At 47.1% G+C, this 21,352-nt stretch carries 20 protein-coding genes; 15 read left to right on the forward strand and 5 right to left on the reverse strand.

The window, feature by feature from the left end:
* The first annotated feature begins 16 nt into the window (after positions 1–16).
* From dinG to ACL9RM_RS04825, 15 genes are all read left to right on the forward strand, one after another.
* Positions 17–2,884 (forward strand): ATP-dependent DNA helicase DinG, encoded by a 2,868-nt coding sequence (gene dinG, locus ACL9RM_RS04755; RefSeq protein ID WP_061829187.1) that lies wholly within the window; start codon positions 17–19, stop codon positions 2,882–2,884.
* A gap of 44 nt (positions 2,885–2,928) precedes the next feature.
* Complete coding sequence (locus tag ACL9RM_RS04760; protein WP_023989135.1) at positions 2,929–3,582, forward strand: redox-sensing transcriptional repressor Rex; 654 nt, start codon at positions 2,929–2,931, stop codon at positions 3,580–3,582.
* Positions 3,569–4,870 (forward strand): amidohydrolase, encoded by a 1,302-nt coding sequence (locus tag ACL9RM_RS04765; RefSeq protein ID WP_250261120.1) that lies wholly within the window; start codon positions 3,569–3,571, stop codon positions 4,868–4,870. The genes ACL9RM_RS04760 and ACL9RM_RS04765 overlap by 14 nt, the downstream gene beginning before the upstream one ends.
* A 37-nt stretch (positions 4,871–4,907) precedes the next feature.
* Positions 4,908–5,432 carry a DUF5590 domain-containing protein gene (locus tag ACL9RM_RS04770; protein WP_165177181.1) on the forward strand — a complete coding sequence of 175 codons (525 nt, stop codon included), beginning with the start codon at positions 4,908–4,910 and terminating at the stop codon, positions 5,430–5,432.
* Positions 5,433–5,971: 539 nt separating this feature from the next.
* On the forward strand, positions 5,972–6,505 hold the full coding sequence (locus ACL9RM_RS04775; RefSeq protein ID WP_061829183.1) for a hypothetical protein: 534 nt from the start codon (positions 5,972–5,974) through the stop codon (positions 6,503–6,505).
* A complete protein-coding gene (locus ACL9RM_RS04780; RefSeq protein ID WP_069289810.1) occupies positions 6,498–8,000 on the forward strand; it encodes an AAA family ATPase in 1,503 nt (500 codons plus the stop codon). Before ACL9RM_RS04775 ends, ACL9RM_RS04780 begins: the two co-directional genes overlap by 8 nt.
* A 136-nt stretch (positions 8,001–8,136) precedes the next feature.
* Positions 8,137–9,009 carry a 3-hydroxyacyl-CoA dehydrogenase family protein gene (locus tag ACL9RM_RS04785; protein ID WP_069289809.1) on the forward strand — a complete coding sequence of 291 codons (873 nt, stop codon included), beginning with the start codon at positions 8,137–8,139 and terminating at the stop codon, positions 9,007–9,009.
* Positions 9,006–10,202, forward strand: coding sequence for an acetate/propionate family kinase (locus tag ACL9RM_RS04790; protein ID WP_013310675.1), 1,197 nt, complete (start codon positions 9,006–9,008; stop codon positions 10,200–10,202). The genes ACL9RM_RS04785 and ACL9RM_RS04790 overlap by 4 nt, the downstream gene beginning before the upstream one ends.
* A 132-nt stretch (positions 10,203–10,334) precedes the next feature.
* A complete protein-coding gene (gene asnS / locus ACL9RM_RS04795; protein WP_013310674.1) occupies positions 10,335–11,630 on the forward strand; it encodes an asparagine--tRNA ligase in 1,296 nt (431 codons plus the stop codon).
* A 3-nt stretch (positions 11,631–11,633) separates the two neighbouring features.
* Positions 11,634–12,362, forward strand: coding sequence for a DnaD domain-containing protein (locus ACL9RM_RS04800; RefSeq protein ID WP_069289808.1), 729 nt, complete (start codon positions 11,634–11,636; stop codon positions 12,360–12,362).
* A 202-nt stretch (positions 12,363–12,564) separates the two neighbouring features.
* On the forward strand, positions 12,565–13,053 hold the full coding sequence (locus tag ACL9RM_RS04805; protein ID WP_061829179.1) for an RNA polymerase sigma factor: 489 nt from the start codon (positions 12,565–12,567) through the stop codon (positions 13,051–13,053).
* On the forward strand, positions 13,050–13,520 hold the full coding sequence (locus tag ACL9RM_RS04810) for a hypothetical protein (RefSeq protein ID WP_061829178.1): 471 nt from the start codon (positions 13,050–13,052) through the stop codon (positions 13,518–13,520). Before ACL9RM_RS04805 ends, ACL9RM_RS04810 begins: the two co-directional genes overlap by 4 nt.
* Before the next feature lie 95 nt (positions 13,521–13,615).
* Positions 13,616–14,884 (forward strand): multi-tm2 domain protein, encoded by a 1,269-nt coding sequence (locus tag ACL9RM_RS04815; RefSeq protein ID WP_250261122.1) that lies wholly within the window; start codon positions 13,616–13,618, stop codon positions 14,882–14,884.
* A 1-nt stretch (position 14,885) separates the two neighbouring features.
* Positions 14,886–15,668, forward strand: coding sequence for a hypothetical protein (locus ACL9RM_RS04820; protein WP_165177175.1), 783 nt, complete (start codon positions 14,886–14,888; stop codon positions 15,666–15,668).
* Positions 15,669–15,832: 164 nt separating this feature from the next.
* A complete protein-coding gene (locus ACL9RM_RS04825) occupies positions 15,833–16,444 on the forward strand; it encodes a flavin reductase family protein (RefSeq protein ID WP_061829175.1) in 612 nt (203 codons plus the stop codon).
* Positions 16,445–16,598: 154 nt separating this feature from the next.
* Here the strand turns inward: ACL9RM_RS04825 and ACL9RM_RS04830 are convergent, their stop codons facing one another.
* The 5 genes from ACL9RM_RS04830 to ACL9RM_RS04850 are packed head-to-tail and all read right to left on the reverse strand — an operon-like array spanning position 16,599 to position 21,347.
* On the reverse strand, positions 16,599–17,267 hold the full coding sequence (locus ACL9RM_RS04830) for a methylthioribulose 1-phosphate dehydratase (RefSeq protein WP_250268696.1): 669 nt from the start codon (positions 17,265–17,267) through the stop codon (positions 16,599–16,601).
* A complete protein-coding gene (locus ACL9RM_RS04835) occupies positions 17,268–17,945 on the reverse strand; it encodes a 2-hydroxy-3-keto-5-methylthiopentenyl-1-phosphate phosphatase (RefSeq protein WP_414126207.1) in 678 nt (225 codons plus the stop codon).
* The gene (locus tag ACL9RM_RS04840) at positions 17,942–19,153 is read right to left on the reverse strand and encodes a 2,3-diketo-5-methylthiopentyl-1-phosphate enolase (protein WP_250268694.1); all 1,212 of its coding nucleotides are present in this window, start codon (positions 19,151–19,153) and stop codon (positions 17,942–17,944) included. Before ACL9RM_RS04840 ends, ACL9RM_RS04835 begins: the two co-directional genes overlap by 4 nt.
* Positions 19,150–20,016, reverse strand: coding sequence for a pyrroline-5-carboxylate reductase (gene proC, locus ACL9RM_RS04845; protein ID WP_165177165.1), 867 nt, complete (start codon positions 20,014–20,016; stop codon positions 19,150–19,152). The genes ACL9RM_RS04840 and proC overlap by 4 nt, the downstream gene beginning before the upstream one ends.
* Before the next feature lie 38 nt (positions 20,017–20,054).
* Positions 20,055–21,347, reverse strand: coding sequence for a glutamate-5-semialdehyde dehydrogenase (locus ACL9RM_RS04850; protein WP_069289800.1), 1,293 nt, complete (start codon positions 21,345–21,347; stop codon positions 20,055–20,057).
* Between the last annotated feature and the right edge of the window lie 5 nt (positions 21,348–21,352).

The following is a 21,352-nucleotide window of genomic DNA, read 5'->3' on the forward strand; positions in this document are numbered from 1 at the left end:
GAAAGGATTAGCCCGAATGAAATTTGCGGTATTGGATTTTGAAACGACAGGCACCCAGTCCGCGGATGACATCATTCAAGTCGGACTTGCAATTATAGATCATGATAACAGCATTTCCCGTGTTTACGGCTCTTATGTAAACCCTGGCAGATCTATTCCCCCTTTTATCACCGGATTGACCGGAATTACAGACGATGACGTCAAGGATGCTCCTGCACTTGAAGAAATGATGATGGAGCTCGTGCCTATGCTGGACGATGTTGTACTGGTCGGTCATAATGTGGCGTTTGATTTTAATTTTTTGCAAAACGCTCTGGATCGGTGCGGTTATTTGCCGTTTAGCGGAAGAATCTTGGATACAATGGATTTTCTGAAAATTATGTTTCCATCGCTATCTTCGTATCAGTTGGGTTTTGTGTCTTCTGAGTTTGGGCTGGCGCATGATCGCCCTCACCAAGCAGACAGCGACGCGTTGGCTACGGCTGAGGTGTTTTTAAAGTGTCTGGGTGAGCTTCAAGCATTACCTTTGATAACGATACAGCGGCTTAGCGATTTGTTTGCAGAGGAAGACAGTGACCTTGGATGGTTTCTTGATGGGGTGCGTGAAGAGAAAGAGCTTGATCCTATTCAGGATCTGGAGGGACATCAGTTTTTTCGTCAGCTTGCGCTAAAAGTGGAAGATTGGACGGAGCTAGCTGCTCCGCGTAGAGAAGATGACCCGAATCCACTGTCAGGTGTTTCCTTTGAGGAGTACATGGATGATGTGCGGGACAATTTGCGTTCATCCTTGAGCCAATATGAGGAGCGCGAGGCGCAGATACAGATGATTGAGGGTGTAAATCAGGCACTGAGTGAAGACAAGCACCTACTGATCGAAGCAGGTACAGGAACAGGGAAGTCCCTCGGCTATTTGCTCCCATCGCTGTATCACAGTGTGAAAAAAGGACAGAGAGTTATGGTAAGTACACATACGATCAACCTGCAGGAGCAATTACGCGAGCGCGACATTCCGATGCTGACCAAGGTGATTCCGTTTCCGTTCCGGGCTGCTATTTTCAAGGGTCGGGGACATTATTTGTGTCTGCGTAAGTTTGAACATAAAATAAACAGAAGAGACTTCGCGACACCGAAGGAAGATTTAATTACAGCTGCTCAGATGATCGTCTGGTTGACACTAACAGAAACCGGTGATGATGAAGAACTGAATCTGAGCAACCGTGGTGGAGATTTCTGGGAAACGGTGGCGAGTGATTCAGAGTCCTGTCTTGGTCGTTCTTGCCCATGGTTCCGCAAATGCTATTATCATCGTGCACGCCATGAAGCAGGGATAGCGGATGTTGTTATTACGAATCACTCTAAGTTGTTTACAGACGTCAAAGCTAGTCACCAGTTGTTGCCGAGCTATGAACATCTGGTGATTGATGAAGCCCATCACCTGGAGGAAGTAGCTGGTAAGCACCTAGGTATGCATATGAAATATTTCACACTCGTGCATACACTGACGCGACTGTTCAAAGACAGCAAGAATGGACAACTGCCTTCACTTCGTCAACAGTTGGCGAAATCGGGGCACGAGAAGTCGACGGATTGGGCCTCAACCATCGATCAGATGTATCCGCTCGTGTTAGAGGTTAAGGAAACTTGGGACCTGCTAAGCGACAAGCTGTTTGGCATGTTGCCAGAACGAAGCGATGCGACACCGGGTGAAACAGGACAGTTTTCTTCCCGTCTCAAACCTTCAGCCAAGCCTGCAAAGTGGGATCAGGCGGGGGCTTTGGAAAATCAGCTATATGTAACGATGAGTGAAATTTTGCGCAAGGGCGACAAGCTGATGCTGGACGTCAAGGAAGAACATGACGATTATGCGGCGGATAGCCTTATTACAGATATCACGGGTCTGCTCAAGGATCTGGCGGGGATTCGAGAAAATTTGCGCTTTTTTATGCGACTCGATGATGAAACAACCGTATACTGGCTCGAAGCGAGTGGGCAATTCCGCAGTAAATCATTACAATTTTATGCGGTGCCCGTCGATGTGAGCCGCCAGTTGAAAGAAATGTTTTTTGACAAAAAAAGAAGCATTATTCTGACGTCTGCTACCTTATCGGTAGATAAGTCGTTTCAGTACATGATCGATCAGCTCGGCTTGCAGGAAGCCGCAGATCAAGAGCGGCTGATGACTTCGCAGCTCCCGTCACCCTTTAATTACAGGGATCAGGTGTTGCTGGTCATTCCACGGGATTTCCCAAGCGTGAAGGGCAGTGTAGGAGATGCACACTTTGTAGATATGCTCGTTAGCTCTCTAGGAGCGACTGCTCAGGCGACGCGGGGGAGAATGCTCGTTCTGTTTACTTCCTATCGGATGCTCCGGCAAGTGTATGAGCCGCTTAAAGAGGCCTTAGCATCCAGCGAAATTACTGTGCTGGGACAAGGTGTGGACAGTGGGAGTCGCAGCAAGTTAACCCGCCGTTTTCAGGAAGCCAAAGCTTCTGTATTGCTGGGAACCAGCAGCTTCTGGGAAGGCGTCGATATTCCGGGGAAGGCTCTGACTTGTCTGGCCATTGTTCGCTTGCCATTTCAACCGCCGAATCACCCGTTGCTGGAGGCAAAAAGCGAGCTGCTCCAGCAGCAGAAGAAGAATCCATTTATGAAGCTGTCTGTACCACAAGCGGTCATTCGCTTCAAACAGGGATTTGGTCGGTTGGTTCGTACAGCGAGCGACCACGGGGTCGTTATCGTTTACGATACGCGTGTGATCGAATCCTATTACGGAAAGCACTTTTTGTACTCGTTACCGGGACCAAAAATGGAGCATATGCCATCGGAGCAAATGGTGCCCCGCATCGCCGAATGGCTCCAATCCGCCCCGGAGACCGAGGCATAACGGACGGACACTAAGTATGTTCGTTACAATTAGGGGGAGCAAGTATGAAATCAGATAAAATTTCAGAGGCTGTCGTACGGAGGTTACCCGTATATTTACGTTATCTGAATGCACTTCACAAACGGGAGGTGGCTACGGTCTCTTCTCAAGAGTTGGGACAGAGGCTAGATTTGAACCCGGCCCAAATCCGTAAAGATCTCGCCTATTTTGGAGATTTTGGTCGGAAGGGTATCGGTTATGATGTTTCTTATCTAATTGAGAAAATACGCCATATCCTGAAAATCGATCAGCAAATTAATGTAGTATTGGTCGGAGCAGGTAATCTGGGGCAAGCCCTTTCGAATTATAACGCTTATTTAAAAGACAATATGAAGATTGTAGCGGTATTTGATGCGTTTCCGGATAAGGTAGGGACCAAGATCAATACATTGGTCGTGCAACCGATGGATGAACTGGAAGCGACTGTGAGAGAAAAAAACATTCGAATCGGGATTATTACCGTACCTGATTTTGAAGCACAGCACGTGGCTGACAGGCTTATTGAGAGCGGAATTGGAGCGATCCTGAACTTTGCACCGACTACTCTCAAGGCACCGGCCAACATTCGGATTCATGCCACAGACTTTACAACTGATTTGCTTAGCCTCGCTTATTATTTGGAGGACGGAAAGGAAGAAACACAATATGACAGTGAATAAATGGATGATTAAAAACGGCTCTTTTGCCGTAAATGGACCAGAAGCTGGGGTAATCCATGGTTTTATGATTGTGGAAGATAGCCGCATTACTTACATTGGCGAGACTTTGCCTTCGGGTGAGGAAGAGACGGAAGCGATCGATGGTAAGGGGCTTTTATTTTTACCTGGTCTGATTAATACTCATGGTCATGCGGCGATGTCTCTGCTGCGTGGGCATGGAGATGACTTGGCACTTCAAGTATGGCTTCAGGAAAAAATGTGGCCTATGGAAGCCAAGTTTACATCTACGGACGTGTACTGGGGTACGTCGTTGTCTGTGCTGGAAATGCTGAAAGGTGGAACAACGACCTTCCTGGACATGTACGATCATATGGATGAGGTGGCTCGTGTGGCTGAAGAGTCAGGTATTCGTGCAAGTCTGATGCGTGGAGCAATTGGACTATGTTCGGAGGAAGAACAGCGAATCAAGCTGGCTGAGGCCGTAACTTTTGCGCGTAACTGGCATGGTAAAGCAGACGGGCGTATTACAACGATGATGTCACCGCATGCGCCATACACCTGTCCACCTGCGTTTATTGAAAAATTCGTACAAGCTGCGCATGATCTGGATTTGCCGCTGCATACGCACATGTCTGAGACGATCGCCGAAGTGGAGCAAAACGTACGTGACTACGGTTTGCGTCCAGTTGCACACTTGGATAAGTTTGGCTTTTTCTCCCGTCCTTCGCTTGTTGCCCATGGCGTTCATTTGAATGACGAAGAAATAGCTTTACTGGCTGAACGTGGTGTAGCGGTTTCGCACAACCCAGGTAGCAACTTGAAGCTGGCAAGTGGTGTGGCAAGAGTGCCTGAATTGCTGCGTGCAGGGGTTACCGTTTCTCTCGGAACGGATGGTCCTGCCAGTAATAATAACCTGGATATGTTCGAGGAAATGCGTCTGGCAGCACTTATTCACAAGGGTGTATCTGGTGACCCTACGGCAGTTCCTGCGAGTGAAGCGCTGCGTCTGGCAACAGAATACGGTGCAAAGTCAATTGGTTTAAAAGAAGTAGGAGCGTTGGCAGCAGGCAACAAGGCTGACTTTATCGCGCTGGATCTGAATCAGGCACATTTCTTGCCGCGTACAGATCTTATTTCCCATGCGGTATACTCAGCAAGCGCCAAAGACGTGGTTCACGTATGGGTAGACGGTCGTCAGGTTGTGAAAAACGGCGAATGCCTGACTATGGACGAGGAACGCATCAAACATGAGGCACAAGCCGCCTTTGAAGGGCTGCTGTCGCGCTAATTCAGGTGTCACATCCCCTTAGAGAGGAAGCACGGGTTTGAAAAATAAGAAAAAGTGGATAGCGGTCGCCATTTTGGCCGTAATACTGATCCTGGTCAGCATTTTCTGGTATTATTCCTATGTTACTCAAGACCAGGTGGCTGAGAAAAATGCCGCTATCATTAAGGCCAAGCAATCAGGTGGTCTGGTTAGCACGACTCAAACATGGAAGTCTGTGTGGGATCAGGTATATTGGGTGGTTCAAGGGAAAAATGCACAGAATGAAAATATAATGGTGTGGGTTCCTTTTCAAAAAGTGGAAGGACAACCTAACGTACCTGCCGCAGATAATAGCGGTGTTCACACCGAACTGCTGAAGAATGGAGTCGATGAGCAAAAAATGACGGCAATAATTCAGCAGCAGCTTCCAGGTGTAAAAATTGTAAGGCTTCAGCCGAGTGTGTTCAATGGCGAATATGTGTGGCAGTTGTTTTACGATGATGGAAGTCATCATTACTACAGCTTTTATCGTTTCTCAGATGGGGTAGCGACGGGTGTAAAATATACTTTGCCCAATAACTAGCTGGTTGAGGATTAGCAGATGTGGAATGAATGACTAGTAAATAATTGAAAGCTTAAGAAAAAGACGTAAATGCGATGAAATTCGTATTTACGTCTTTTAGTCTTGCTATGCCGTATAATGGGCTGAAAACCAGTGAAGCATCTTTACCTATCCATCTTCTCTCCTAGGGCAAATTCATCTTTATGGCGGACAGTACGGAGTGGAGGATTTGAATCTGGAGAAGCGGAGCGTTCGCCTTGCCGCCGGATTTTCTCCGTAAGAATATAATCGAGAAAAATCGGGTGGCAACAGCGATCGTAAGATCAAATCCTACGCTCAGCGTCTCGCCTCCACCTTAACCAAAGATTTTGCCTCATCACAACTCCTCCACACATTGCCTTCGATATTAGATATACGTTATGATATACTATATTTTATAAGTGATAGACAAAAATGATAGAAAAAAGAATTGCTGATCGCTGTAAGATCATGCAATTTGGTTGTTTGTTGACATTCGTCCCGTTTCTTCTGTGTTTTACATTTTGAGAGGAGGATGTTGTTTGAAATTGCGTGCAGTTCCTATCGTTGTGGCGGCAGTTTTGGCAGCTTTGCTGCTATTTGGGGGATGGTTCATTTACCGTCAGGTTACAATGCAAAGTCCTCTGGAAAAACTGGTTTCTCAATATCCAGGCGTGACAAGCGCTCAAATAGATATTAAACAGGATCAGGTTGTATTGAAACTAGATCTCAAACCACAGGCGGATGTGGCCGGATTAGTCGATGTGGTTAAGCAAAAAGGACAAACCATCATTGGCAGCCGTACCATTAAGCTGGATATTGAAGATCGTTCCAATTCAGCACTGAATCAATGGTGGTCTGAGGCTATGTTTCCTGTAGCCGAAGCGATGGAAAATAAAAAGTATACTCAAATTTCATCTACAGTTGAGCAGATGAAAAAGAAAAAGACGGGTATCAAAGCTGATACCGACATGGATTCGAACAATGTCTATATCCGACTCAGCGAAGGTAAAGCGACCAAGTTTATCGTTTTGCCACGTCAATCTCAGCAAATGGGGGTATGGCCTAATGCCTAGATGGATCAAGGAAACATTAATCGGCATAGTGCCGGTGACTATTATATTTCTCGTTTTTATTGGGGTGAATATTATCCCTCTTCTAGTTGCTGGCGTGATGCTCAGCGGCTTGTTAATGCTCATGCATGCGCGTGGCGGCTTGGCCGTAGGTGCTGGGCAAGAACGTAAACGCAAAAAAAATGGTCCGGACAAGCTGACTTTTGAGGAAATCGGTGGGCAGGAAAGCGCTAAACAGGAGTTGCGTGAGGCCCTGGACTTTTTGAATCGACATGATGAAATTTCCAAGTTTGGTATCCGTCCATTAAAAGGTGTTCTGCTCACAGGTCCTCCGGGAACAGGGAAAACACTGATGGCGAAAGCAGCCGCACACTATACTAATTCTGTATTTGTTGCAGCCTCAGGTAGTGAATTTGTTGAAATGTACGTTGGTGTTGGCGCGGGTCGTGTCCGTGAGTTGTTTAGGGAGGCACGTACTCGTGCAGCCAAGGAAAAGAAGGAAAATGCGATTATTTTTATTGACGAGATCGACGTAATTGGTGGTAAACGTGAGGGTGGACAGCAACGAGAATATGATCAGACTTTGAATCAGTTGCTGACAGAAATGGATGGCATTTATTCGGCAGATACACCGCGGATTTTGATCATTGCAGCAACAAACCGTAAAGAAATGTTGGACAGCGCCTTAACGCGTCCAGGACGTTTTGACCGTCATATTCAAGTGGATTTGCCTGACAAGAAGGGCCGTCTTCATATTCTTAAAATTCATGCCAAAAACAAACCGATTCAGGAAGATGCGAATCTGGACAAAATTGCTGAGGAATCTTACGGGTTTTCCGGCGCACAGCTGGAGAGCGTGATGAATGAAGCGGCAATCTATGCGATGAGACAGGATCAGAAAATGATTGCGCAGAAGCATCTGTCGATGGCAATTGACAAAGTAATGATGGGTGAAAAGACAGATCGAGAATCGACGTTGGAAGAGAAAAAACGTGTAGCGATTCATGAACTGGGACATGCTATTATGGCCGAAATTGTTCGTCCCGGTAGCGTAAGCCAGGTAGCACTTAGCCCACGTGGGAAAGCGCTTGGCTATGTGCGCCACAATCCACAGCAAGAGCATTATTTATACACCAAGCAGTTCCTGGAGGAGCAGATCATGATCTCACTCGCAGGGGCTACGGCGGAAGAAATGTACTATGGCGGTCGCAGTACCGGCTCAAGTAATGATTTTGAGCAGGCGCTGAATATCGTCCATACGATGATGACTTCCGGTTTGACTTCACTTGGCATTATTAACATGGAAATGGTAACCAAAGAAGAACTTATGCGGGAAAATGGCGAGATTATGGCTGACCTGCACACCCGAACTTTGGAGTTGCTGGAAAAGCATCGTCCTGTGTTCGACAACTCACTTGACATCCTGATGAAGGAAGAAACTCTGTCTGGAGACCAATTTAGATGTCAATTTAGTGAAAATGCTTTATTACCAGCATAATTTTTTATGCTGGTTATTTTTTTTTACTTTTAGTCCGTGCTAAGATATTATTATCTATTGGGACATAAACATGTATTTTTCGACAAAGAAGGATACAATATATGAGAGTGACCAGGAAAGGGTGGAGTAAAGAATCATGCAATTTAAAAAAATCGGCGTCATCGGCGGCGGCACCATGGGACAGGGGATTTCTGAAATGCTCGCGTCCAAAGGAATCGATGTGCTGCTGGTAGAGCAGACACCAGAGAAACTAGACTACGCCTACAATATGATTGAAACGAGTCTGGACAAACAACTGGAAAAGTGGGCAATTACTCAAGCTGAGAAAAAATTGATCTTATCCCGTATTCAAAAAGTAATCCATTTGGCGGAGCTCGGCAGCTGCGATATGGTCATTGAGACTATTACAGAGAATCTGGACGAGAAGAAAGCAGTGTTCCAAGAGCTAGATTATGTGTGTCCAAGCAATATTATTCTTGCAAGTAATACATCCACGCTGAGCCTGACCGAGCTTGCTAGCTCGACCAAGTATCCTGAGCGTGTTATTGGTATGCACTTTATTTATCCAGTATCCCGTATTGATCTTGTAGAAATTATTCGTGGTTTGAAAACTTCGGACGATACATTTGAACACACTAAAATGTTCGTGGAAGAAATAGTGGAGAAAAAAGGAGTCATGATTTATGAATCTCCTGGATTCGTAACAAGCCGGATTATCTGTCTGCTGATTAACGAAGCGGCCCATGTACTTCAAGAGGGCGTGGCTTCCGCTGAAGATATCGATGACGCTATGCGAATCGGCTATAGTTTCCAAAGCGGTCCTTTGGAAATGGCTGACCGCTTTGGTCTAGATTCCGTTTTGGCTGCTCTGGAGCGTATGTTCCGTGAATTCGGCGAATTGAAATATCGTCCGTCCATCGTTCTGAAGAAAATGGTGCGTGCAGGTAATCTGGGCGTGAAATCGGGCGAAGGCTTCTTTAAGTACGACAAGGATGGTGACCGGATATGAAAATTCTCGTAATCAATGCAGGGAGTTCTTCCCTGAAATACCAATTGTATGATATGACGGACGAGTCCGTTCTGGCAAAAGGATTGGTAGAGCGCATCGGTATGGATTCCTCCATTCTTACGCATAAGCCAACCAATAAAGAAGAATACACCGAAGTTAGCGAAATTTTGGAACATACTACAGCCATCCGTAAAGTGCTAAACGCACTCACAGATGCTGAACATGGTGTAATCTCCAGTACTAGTGAAATTCAGGCTGTGGGCCACCGTGTGGTTCATGGAGGCGAAATCTTCAAACAGTCTGCAGTTGTAACGCCTGAAGCGAAGAGTGAAATCCGCCGCTTGTTTGACCTGGCACCACTGCATAACCCTGCTTCCATGATGGGGATTAAAGCGGCTGAATTGAATATGCCAGATGTACCGCAGGTTGTGGTATTTGATACCTCGTTCCATCAAACCATGCCTGAAAAAGCTTATATGTACGCCATTCCAAGAGTGTTGTACAATAAGTATAAGGTTCGTCGTTACGGTGCCCATGGCACTTCCCATGATTTTGTAAGTAAGGAAGCAGCCAAATTCCTTGGTCGTCCTTTGGAAGACCTGAAGATTATCACTTGTCATATCGGTAATGGTGGTAGTGTAACAGCAGTTCAAGGCGGTTTGTCTGTTGATACTTCCATGGGTATGACTCCACTGGAAGGTCTTATGATGGGTACTCGTAGTGGTGATTTGGACCCAGCAATCGTACCTTATGTCATGAACAAAGAAGAATTGACTGTCAATGAAGTCAATTCCATGCTGAACAAGCATAGTGGACTTTTAGCTATTTCCGGTATCAGCAGTGACATGCGTGAAATCACAGAAGGTATGGAAAAAGGCGAAGCTAATTCTACATTGGCATTCGAAATGTATGAATACCGTCTGCGCAAATACATTGGATCGTATGCTGCCGCAATGAACGGGGTAGACGTAATTGCATTTACAGCAGGTGTAGGCGAGAACTCCATCGTTCTGCGTAAGAGAGTGTTGGAGCAATTGACATTCCTCGGTATCGAGCTGGATGAATCGTTGAATGCTATTCGTTCTGGCGAGCCTCGCCGGATTACAACTGCAAATTCAAAGGTAGAAGTACTGATCATTCCAACGAACGAAGAACTGGTTATTGCCCGTGACACGTTCCGTCTGGTTCAGTAGTTCGGTTCGAAAGTATAAACTTTATGCATGCGGACTTACGTTTGAGTTCCGCATGCACCAAACAGCGAGAGCAAACAGCCTGACCCAGGGGGAAGGGCTGTTTGATTTTCGGTTAAGAGGAGAGAGACGGTCATGACGAATAAAAGTACGATTGCCCAAGTGGGCCGCCATGTAGGGGAAACGGTTACAATCGGTGCTTGGGTAAACAATAAACGATCTAGTGGTAAAATTCAGTTCCTGCAACTGCGCGATGGTAGCGGGTATATTCAAGGGGTTATCGTGAAAAGCGAAGTGTCCGAGGATATTTGGAATGACGCCAAATCCTTGACTCAAGAGAGCTCCCTTTACGTTACTGGAGTGGTGCGTGAAGAACCGCGTAGCCAATCGGGCTTTGAATTAACGGTTACAGGCATTGAAATTATTCATTTGACCGAAAACTACCCGATTACACCCAAAGAGCATGGTGTAGATTTCCTGATGGATCATCGTCACTTGTGGCTGCGTTCCGCCAAGCAACGTGCTGTTCTGATCGTACGGGCTGAAATTATCCGTGCGGTACAGGAATTCTTTAACGGCAACGGCTTTACGAAGGTGGACCCACCCATTTTGACTCCTTCCTCTGCAGAAGGCACAACAGAATTGTTCCACATTAAATATTTTGATGAAGATGCGTATTTGACACAAAGCGGGCAGTTGTATATGGAAGCCGCGGCAATGGCGCTGGGCAAAGTATATTCCTTTGGTCCAACTTTCCGTGCGGAAAAGTCTAAAACACGTCGTCACCTGATTGAGTTCTGGATGATCGAGCCTGAGATGGCTTTTGTGGATCATGAAGAATCCTTGCGCGTTCAGGAGCAGTTTGTAAGTCATATCGTGCAATCTGTTCTGAAAAATTGTGCGAAGGAGCTTGAAACAATCGGACGCGATGTTTCGAAGCTGGAGCAAATTCAAGGCGAATTCCCACGTATTACGTATGATGAGGCGATTGCCTTCCTTCAAGGTGAAGGTTTCGATATCCCATGGGGAGAAGACTTTGGTGCTCCTCATGAAACGGCGATTGCTGAAAGATATAACAAGCCTGTGTTCATTACACATTGGCCGACTCACATTAAGGCATTCTATATGAAACCCGACCCGACCCGTCCAGAGGTTGTTTTGTGTGCCGATATGATCGCTCCTGAAGGCTACGGCGAAATTATCGGGGGTTCCCAACGGATTGATGATCCAGCATTGATGGAAGAACGTTTTAACGAGCATAACTTGGCTCGTGAAGCCTACCAATGGTATATGGATCTGCGCACCTATGGTACCGTTCCGCATTCCGGCTTTGGACTGGGCCTGGAGCGTACAGTAGCATGGATTTGTGGACTCGATCATGTACGTGAAACGATTCCGTTCCCACGTATGCTGTATCGTTTGTATCCGTAACCGATGACCGGATCATTCGACAAGACATCAGCGGCAGAATGGGCGGAGGGAGTAGCCTTTGCTATGGAAGCCGGAATGGTCCAGATTCCCTACGCCCTGCTCAAGCATTATCGGACACTTCGGCTGACGGATGGTGAAATGCTGCTACTGATGCAGTTGCTTGCCTTTAAACAAGCGGAACGTAATGAATTTCCGACATGGGAACAATTGCAGTCACGTATCGGATGCACTGCGAACGAAATCGCACTCTATTTCAGTAAGCTCATGAAAGAAGGATTTTTGAGAATCGATTCCGTAGAAGACCGCAGCTCATCCGTACAATTCGAACGTTACAATTTGACGGGGCTGTACCGTAAGTTGGCAGAATGTATGATCGCTGAGCGTAATGAGCAGCACGATGAAGATGACATTTTGTTTGCCGGAAAGCCGGATTTACTGAATGGAATATCAGAATCCCCGCTTACAGAAGAACGGAATTTGTTCACGATTTTTGAGAAAGAATTCGGGCGCCCATTGTCACCGATGGAATACGAGACGATCACCAGCTGGGTGGATCAGGATCGGTATCCCGAGGAGCTGATTTTGCTGGCTTTGAAGGAAGCGGTATTTGCAGGGAAAGTACATTTCCGGTATATAGACCGTATTTTGCTGGAGTGGAGCCGAAACCGTGTTCGTAATGCACAGGATGCCAAAGAATACGCCCAGCGATTCCGTGGTGGCGGACGCAATTGATATATCGGTCTAAATAGGCTTTAATGATAGAGGACACACCATTCCGTCAGGAGGGTGTGTCCTTTTTTAAATATTTTTTTTCGAAATATGCAGGGGAAGGAAATTTCCTGGCGTCTATAGTATTGGGAAGGGGGAGAGCGTCATTGATATAGAGAGAATCATTGAACGAATACGGTCCGGTGACCGGCAGGCGTTCCGTGAGATCGTAGAGCTGTACAGCAAGCATGTATTTCATATCGCCTATTCGGTACTGCATGACAGCAAGGAAGCCGAAGATGCCGCGCAGGAGGCGTTCGTTCAGGTGTACAAGTCTCTCCCCCAATACCGGAACGAAGGATTTAAAACGTGGCTGAGCCGAATTGCGCTCCACAAAGCGCTGGATATTAAGCGCAAACAGGACAGACGACCCGCAGAGCTTATAGACGTGGCACAATCCCTTGTACAGCTCCCTTCCCGGGATGAGGATGTGCTGGCCCGTCTCATCCGCGAGGAGCAAACTGTAGAACTATCGCAAAAAATTGCCCAGTTGCCCCAGCAACATCGGGATATTATTCAAGCCTATTATATGCAGGGCAAAACTTACGATCAAATTGCAGAAGAGACGCAGGTAGCTTTAAAAACAGTAGAGTCGAGACTCTATCGGGCGCGGCTATGGATTCGAAATCACTGGAAGGAGGAGGAATGGCAATGACTGACCAACAAGATAAACCGTGGATTGAAGGGAAATCGAATGACTGGCATGCTTACATTGCAGGAACTTGCACGATAGAAGAATCTGCCCGGCTGGAAAAGCTACTGCTGGAAGACGAACAGGCGCTGATGTTATATCTTGTTGCACTGGAGCAACTGGAGTCAACTTTAAAAGATTATTCTGCCTGGATGGATACGGAGCGCTTCACAGATCAGGTAATGGCCGTTCTTCCCGAGATAGAAGCTGAACCGAGTCAAGTTATGTTCAAAAAACGCCGCTGGTTTGAAAAACCTGTGTTTCATTATGTTGTCGCCGCAAGCCTAACGTTGATCTTGTTGTCCAGTGGAGCCTTTGACAAAATGATGCCGCAAACAGACGGAAAGCCGATTCCTCCAAAAGAACGCGTTTCTTACAGTGAAGAGGTCATGCGAGCTACAACAACTTGGCTCGATAAATTAAAGCCCTAAATCATCGGATAAAGGCTGAGATGAAAAAACTCAAAAATAACAACCTTTAATTGGGAACTTTATCAAAATCCCATAAATAGAAAGGAAGTGTAGCGATGCCTTATACGGAAAGAAGCAAGCTCTTGGCATTTCTATTGAACATTATTCCCGGTGTGGGACACTATTATTGGACACGAAAAGCCAATGTGTTTGTATACACCATTTTGTTTTTCGGATGTTTGGCAGGAGGATTATTTCTTGCATTCGTAGTAAGAGACGAATCGCCTTTATTATTCGGTATGTTTGTTGCCGCCCTTTTTTGGGGACTCAGCATGCTGCATATCATGATTAGCTTGTTGCGTTATGATCCTCGTGCAGTCGCTGCTCCATACCCCCCTCATGCAGGGCCCAATCCATACGATTTTTACTCGCAAAATGGAGCTTATGGACAGGCTGGTTTAACAGGGGAGATGCCGGAGGGGGCAACACACGCAGATACGGATGTACCGGGAACAGGAATGGGATATGGCCCGGACTATAATAACCATTATCAACAAGGACACTATGGTATGGCAGGATCACCTGCTTTTCAAAGAGGATCGGAGAATGAACGCTTTTTTACGATTTTGCTGTCGTTCATTCCTGGATTGGGACACCTCCATTTGGGGCTGATGCAGCGTGGTTTGTCTTTTTTACTGTCCTTCTTTGGCTTTGGTGCGATTCTTATCTTTATTACTAGCATTACTAACGAATCCGGATTTTTGGCCTTTGCGGGCGTGTTGCCGATTATTTGGCTGTATTGCATGTTTGATGCGGTGCAGCATGTACATCGCAAACAAGCTGGAGAAATTCTTCAGGACCGGACTTTGTTTGAGGAACTGGAGCATGGAAGAATCGAGGGACGCCGAAGTAAAATGCTGGCTACCATTTTATCGGTATTTCCCGGTGCCGGACATATGTATATAGGTTTGCAAAAGCGTGGACTCCAACTCATGCTTTTGTTTTTAGGAGGCATCTATGTACTGGACGTGCTGCATCTTTCACTCTTTTTGTTCCTGCTTCCGGTGGTTTGGTTTTACAGTTTTTTTGATGCATTGCAGCAAGTAAGCCGTTATGGACGGGAGCCGCTGATCGACAAACCTGTGATCGGTATGTTTGCACAATATCACCGCTGGGTAGGCTTGGGGTTACTATTGCTGGGCGCCTATTACATCTTAATCAACGTACTAGTTCCTACTCTGGATCGTCTGTTTCCAAACGGAGAGATTTATAATTTGGTTGACATGTATCTACGGACGATTATCGTATCCTTATTGTTGATCGGCGGTGGTATTTGGATGATGATCGGGAATTCCAAATCTAAACGAGTAAAGGAGAAGCAATAGAATGGATACTGAATTTTCAAAGAGTGAGGCTCCCTTAAAGGGAGTCCATCATCCTCATAGCGATGGAGGAGGTGCCACAGGTATATTGGGTACATCATCTAACAAAAATAGCTCCTCTAAAGCGTCAAACACTCCGGCAGGGGTGTGGAAAGTTGGAAGGCTGTCAATGGGACTTTTCCTTGTCCTGCTGGGGGGCGTAACGTTTGCCTCCAAGTTTTGGGGAGCGGGCATTCTGGACCAGGCGTTAACCTGGTGGCCTGTCGTTTTTGTTTTGCTGGGATTGGAAATTTTAATGTATACTGCTTGGAAAGGGACGCGTGAGCGCATTGGTTATGATTTGTTCAGTATGTTTATTACGGCGGTATTGGTTTTTTGCTGTATCGGATTTGCCTTGGTCAGTTCATTGGGAATCACTCCACAAGTCAGAGAAATAATGAGTTCGGTTCAGGAAACAAGGGTTCTCCCAGACTGGCATGAAAAACTACCTGCCGGAGTGAACAAGGTGATTGTACAGGGGGAAGATCCTTATGCGGTCAAAATTGACGCAACCACCTCACCGGAAGTGCATGTGTTCGGAAGTTATGTATACACAGGCAAAGAGGACGAATTAAAAGGACAAGATTTATATCAAACCAAGCAAATCGGCGATACCTTGTATGTATTACTGGGTCAAATTCCGACACGTTTTATGCAGACTCAGCAGCAGCTTGATGTTACGATTGCTGTACCTGAGGGAACTACGGTTACTGTGCGCGATAGCCGAGGAAATATAATTGAAAAATAGGGAGATCTTCCGGTTCCAACTTTACATTTCGTATCATTCACGCGATACTGGAAGGGAAGCCTGAGATGTCATCCATGTTTCTAGCTAATGGTGTATTTGCTTATCAGGCGAAACTTGATGATGTGCAGTCGAATAGCGATTGTAATCGGAAATGAGGGAGAAAAATGATTTCATTGAATCCTGATACGCTTACAGGGCGTGAAAATTATAAGCTGTTGACCGGAAGTATCATCCCAAGGCCGGTAGCCTTTGTAACGACTTTGAGCAGCGAAGGGGTGCTGAATGGTGCGCCGTTCAGTTATTTTTCCATCGTAGCCTCTGAACCGCCACTGCTGTCTGTATCCGTACAACGTGTCGATGGAGTATCCAAAGATACAGCACGTAATGCGATGGAGCACAAGGCATTTGTCGTACATATCACAGACGAGGACAATGTGGGAGCGGTGAATGTGACGGCTTCCCGTCTGTTGCCGCAGGAGAGTGAGGTTGCACTGGCAGGCCTTACCCCAGTCAAAAGTACAAAAATCGAAGTTCCCGGTGTGGCAGAAGCGAAAATACGCATGGAATGTATTCTGGAACAAGTTATACCGTTGGGAGGCAAGGAGGACTCACCTGCCTGTGATCTGTTAATCGGACGCGTAGTGCAGTATCATTTGTCCGAGGAAGCATACCAAAATACGTATGTGATTGCTAAGGAGTTGCGTCCAGTAAGTCGGTTGGCTGGGAACAACTATGCGAAGCTAGGAGAGCAATTCACGCTGGAGCGTCCCCAATAGGGGGCGTTTTTTTACAGCATGCCTAAGATTTTATGTGGCTAGTAGAATAGAATACCCTAATAATAAAAAAGAGAACGTTCCTGTGCTATCGCTTAGGCTCCGTTCTCGATATTCAATGGCCACTTTTACAAATAATGATAAGCATCTTTGATATTTATGAGTTTATTGACTTCAAAGTTTTCAGTAGCAGGGAGCGATAGGTCGTTTCAAACAAAAATTCAAACGCCTCCAAATGCTTTTTAGCCTCAAATACATTACGGCCCCACGCATAAATGCCGTGGTTACGCAATAAAATTCCAGGCACCTGATCATTTAGCACACTGGGCACCAGCTTGGCAATCGAGGCAATATCTGCGTAATTAGGCAGCACAGGAATATCAATCGCAGCATTTTCGTCCCAAATGTTAAAAGCCTTGATCAGCTCAATACCTTGGATAGGTACAGCGCCTTGCTCACCGTAATATTCGGAAATCAGATTATTAAACACGGTATGCACATGAAAAACGGCTCCGCAGCCTGTCAGGCGATAAATTTCGCAATGGATAAGCGTCTCTGCGCTTGGTTTGAGGTTTGTCGCTTCTGCCGCTTTTCCGTACTGGTCTACGAACAGAAAATCTTCCGGAGTACGCTTGGTTTTATCCTTGCCGCTGGCGGTGACTGCAAAATAAAATTGTTCGGGATGAAAGTCACCGATTCGGATCGACAAATTGCCGCTCGTGCCTGGGAACCAGTTGCGAGATGCGAATAGTTCTTTGACATCAGCGAGTTCTTCCAATGCGCGGCGTTTTTCTTCCAATGAAATGTCTGCCAAGTTAAAACTCATTTACAGCACCCCTTGCTCCTGTTTTTGCTTTAAATCCTCGATAATGTCATCAAATGTTTCAAAGGGTACATGTGGTACGCCAAGCTCTTGACACTTTAAAGTCAGATGCGAACGGGAGTACACAAGATCGGCAATTTTAGCTCCTTCAAAATCGGTCAGGCTGTCGCCGATCAAAATCCGTTCGTATTGTTCGGAAGGATATTGATGAATTACAGTCGTTTTACACATGCCACAATCATTTGTACACGGTTCCTCACATGGATGCGGCCACGTAATCTGGATGCGCTCCCCGGAAAAATCCGCTTCGTTGCAATAGATGTGGTCGTGTGGAATGTCAAAGGGTTTTAGCAATGGATCAATAAAAAAATCAATGCCGCCACTGGTGACGAAAAATTGAATCTGCTGCTCTCGTACATAGTCCAAAAAGCGTGCAAAGCCCTCGCGTATACCAGCTTGTCCAAGTACATATGAGATAATTTCGTCCTTTTGCTCCGAAGGCATCAGGGCGAACATCGCACCTACGCCTTCACGAATGGATGTAGGCCCATTTACGATCTGATACATGATGGGCTCACAGCCTGTAGGCTGAAAATGCTTCATAATGGCGACAATATTGTCGCTGTTCGTAATTGTCCCGTCAAAATCGCAAAAAATGACGGGCTTCTTTGCTATGCTCATCGTTCGCCTCCCCATGTGTCGAGCGCAGATTGTAGCTCGGGGTGAGTACGGGCATATTCTGCCAGGGGGACATTCTTCTGTACCGCTTCAATCGCCTGCACAAAGGCGCGCCCACCAGCTTCTGTACCCAGCGGATGTCCGTGAATGCCGCCCCCAGCGTTGACAACAACGTCAGTACCAAAATCACGTACAATGAGCGGCACGAGGCCCGGGTGAATCCCTGCGGAAGGGACAGGCATGCTGGCCTTCAGCGGTAGATCAGGGTTGATCAGCTCATCGCGGATTGCCATGTTTTCGTCACGCGGCATCGTCACTGAGCCGTAGGGAGAAGGGAAGAGGACGAGGTCAGCGCCAGCCAGCCGCATAAGCTGACCGAGCAGGACGGAGGCCGAAATACCATAATGCGGCGATGGATAAACAGCACCCGCTAACGAAGGATGGGCTGCAATCGGCACCGAGACGGCGGGATCGCTGCTAAGTTCATGCAGCACATCGTAACCGTAGGCCAACACGTTAAACAGTAACGCGTTGGCACCCGCATCAATGGCCTTGAGAGCTTGTGTCTTAAGCTGCGAGGTCGGTCCCGTTAAATTAGCGGCATACAGCAGCTTTTTACCGGTTTCACGCTTAGCCGCTTCGGCGGCTTTGATGCAGGCTTCGACACGTTTTTCAATCGGCGTCAGCGCGTTTTCAAATAAGATCTCGTCGTCCTTGATCAGATCAACACCACCGAGAGCCTGCCGGGTAAACTGTTCACGAAGTTCGTCCAAATTGAGGCCAATTACAGATTTGAAAATGCTCATGAGCAGGGGGCGATCATACACGCCAAGCTGCTCGCGCAAGCCGCTGATACCGAATTTCGGTCCTGGAAAAGCAGAGCGGAATGCTTCCGAGAAATCCAGCTTCGTTAGCTTAATTCGGCCGTCCATCGAAATTTTGCCGAAGACCGTGACCAGCAGAGCGGGAATGTCTCGGCTGAAGTTGACATCCGGGTAAGCGATGGTCAGGTCCGCGTACCGTTCACCGGGACCTCCATCGTGAATATCCACAGAATGAACCGAGCCAAGATGCTTTTGCATCGCGTCCCGTTTGGCTTGCGGGAGCTCAGTCCAGCTGCCCACCGTCATGCCGATGGCAATAGATTGGGCCTTTTGGTTAAAATCGGCTTTGTCATCGTATACCCGGTAGGTCGCCAAGCAATAGCTCATTCAATTCCCTCCTTGAGTACAGCTCCCATCTCGCGGGATCGTTCAGCGCACCGCTGCACCGCCGCAATCACTGTTTCGTAGAAGTCACCTTTGTCCAGCATTTCCAATGCAGCTACCGTAGAGCCATTAGGAGACATAATTTTGTGGCGAAGGGCAGAAGGCTCCTCTCCGGTTTGCTGCACCATACGTGCCGCTCCAAGCGCGGTTTGCACCGTTAGTTCGTGCGCTTGCTCAGGGGTCAAGCCACCACGGATCCCTCCGGCAATCATGGCCTCCATCAGGTAGTAGACATACGCAGGGCCGCTTCCAGATATCCCGGTCAAAACATCCATTTTCTCTTCTTCTATAACCGTTACCGTACCTACAGATTCGAACATTGTAAGCACGTTTTTACGCTGGATTTCGCTGATCTCCTTGGAAAAGCTAATACCTGTGGCTCCCAGCCCAATTGAGCTGGATGTATTGGGCATCGTCCGTGCGATCGGCTGCTTGCGACCCAGCAACGTTTGCATCGTACGAATAGACAATCCGGCGATTACCGAAATGATCAGCTGCTCATCAGACAGAAGTGGGCCGAGCTGTCCAAGTGCTTGTGCAGCATCCTTGGGCTTCATGGCAAGCACAATGACCGGAGAACGACGCAGAAGCTCGGTTTTGGCGGCATCCTCGGTTTGGAACAAGACTCCATATTGCTTTTGAAGTTCCTCAAGGCGAGCCTGATTACTGCGGTTGATAACGGTAATACCACTAGGTTTGACAACAGAACGAGCCGTCATTCCGCGAATAATAGCCTCTGCCATTGATCCTGCCCCGAAAAATGTAATTTGCTCATTAATTAAAACCTTTGTCTGTGATTCACACATAGATTCATAACCTCCAAGGATACAGATGATTTAAGTTATTATTCCCTGATTTGTCCAGTACCGTACACGCGATATTTGGTTGAAGTCAAGGCAGGCAATCCCATTGGACCGCGGGCATGTAATTTTTGTGTGCTAATTCCGATCTCTGCACCAAACCCAAATTCGAAGCCATCCGTGAAGCGAGTGGATGCATTGTGGTACACGGCTGCCGCGTCCACTTCTTGCAGAAAACGCTCGACATGGGCTTTATCCTCGGTGACAATACACTCTGAATGCATCGTACCGTAACGGGCAATATGCTCCAGTACTTCGTCCAGATTGTCCACGACCTTTACGTTCATAATGTAATCATTATACTCGGTGCCATAATCCTCTTCTGTAGCAGGAACAGCCCAAGGAGCCAATTCTCGTGTGCGTGCACAGCCGCGTAGCTCAACCCCCGCATCACGAAAGCGTTCTGCCAATTCTGTTAAATGTGCTTTTGCATAATCCGAGTGTACGAGCAATGTTTCCATCGAGTTACACACGGACGGTCTTTGCACCTTGGCATTCAGTGTAATCGCTTCGGCCATTGCGGTATCCGCTGTAGCGTCCAAAAAGGTATGGCATACACCAGCTCCGGTTTCGATGACAGGTACGGTAGCGTTCTGAACAACATTTTGAATGAGTGAACGTCCGCCGCGTGGAATAATTACATCCAGCAAGCCGTTCAAGGTAAGCATTTCGTTGACCGAGGCACGGTCTGAATCTTCAATAAGTTGAAGCGCCTCGCGTGGCACAGCTGTTGCGTCTAGTGCCTGCTGGAGTACTTCGATAATCTTGCGGTTGGAGAAGAGGGCGGCCGAACCACCGCGTAGCACAACCGGATTGCCTGTTTTCAAGCACAGGCCCGCGGCATCCACGGTTACATTTGGACGCGCTTCATATATGATGCCGATGACACCCAGCGGTACACGTATCTTCTCAATTCGCAGACCGTTTGGACGTTCAATTTGCTCAAGGGTGTCGCCGACCGGGTCAGGCAGTGCCACAATTTGGCGTAATCCTTCGGCAATAGCTCCGATTCGGTCCTCGGTCAGCTTGAGGCGGTCGAGCAGCGATTCCGATGTTCCCTGTTCCCGTCCACGTTTCAGGTCATTATGGTTTGCTGCAATCAGCTCTTCAGTATGATTTACTAGAGCTTCAGCCATAGCAAGCAATGCTTCGTTTTTCTGTGCTGTAGTCAGGCGGTTCATGACCCCGGCACTTTTTTTAGCAAGATTCGCTTTGGTTCGTACTTCGCTAAACTGATTCTCCTCGGTTGCAGCTGTGTTAGTCGTTAAATCACTCATGTTAC

The sequence above is a fragment of the Paenibacillus sp. S29 genome, from assembly GCF_049319765.1.
In the GTDB taxonomy this organism is placed as follows: Bacteria; Bacillota; Bacilli; order Paenibacillales; family Paenibacillaceae; genus Paenibacillus; species Paenibacillus polymyxa_B.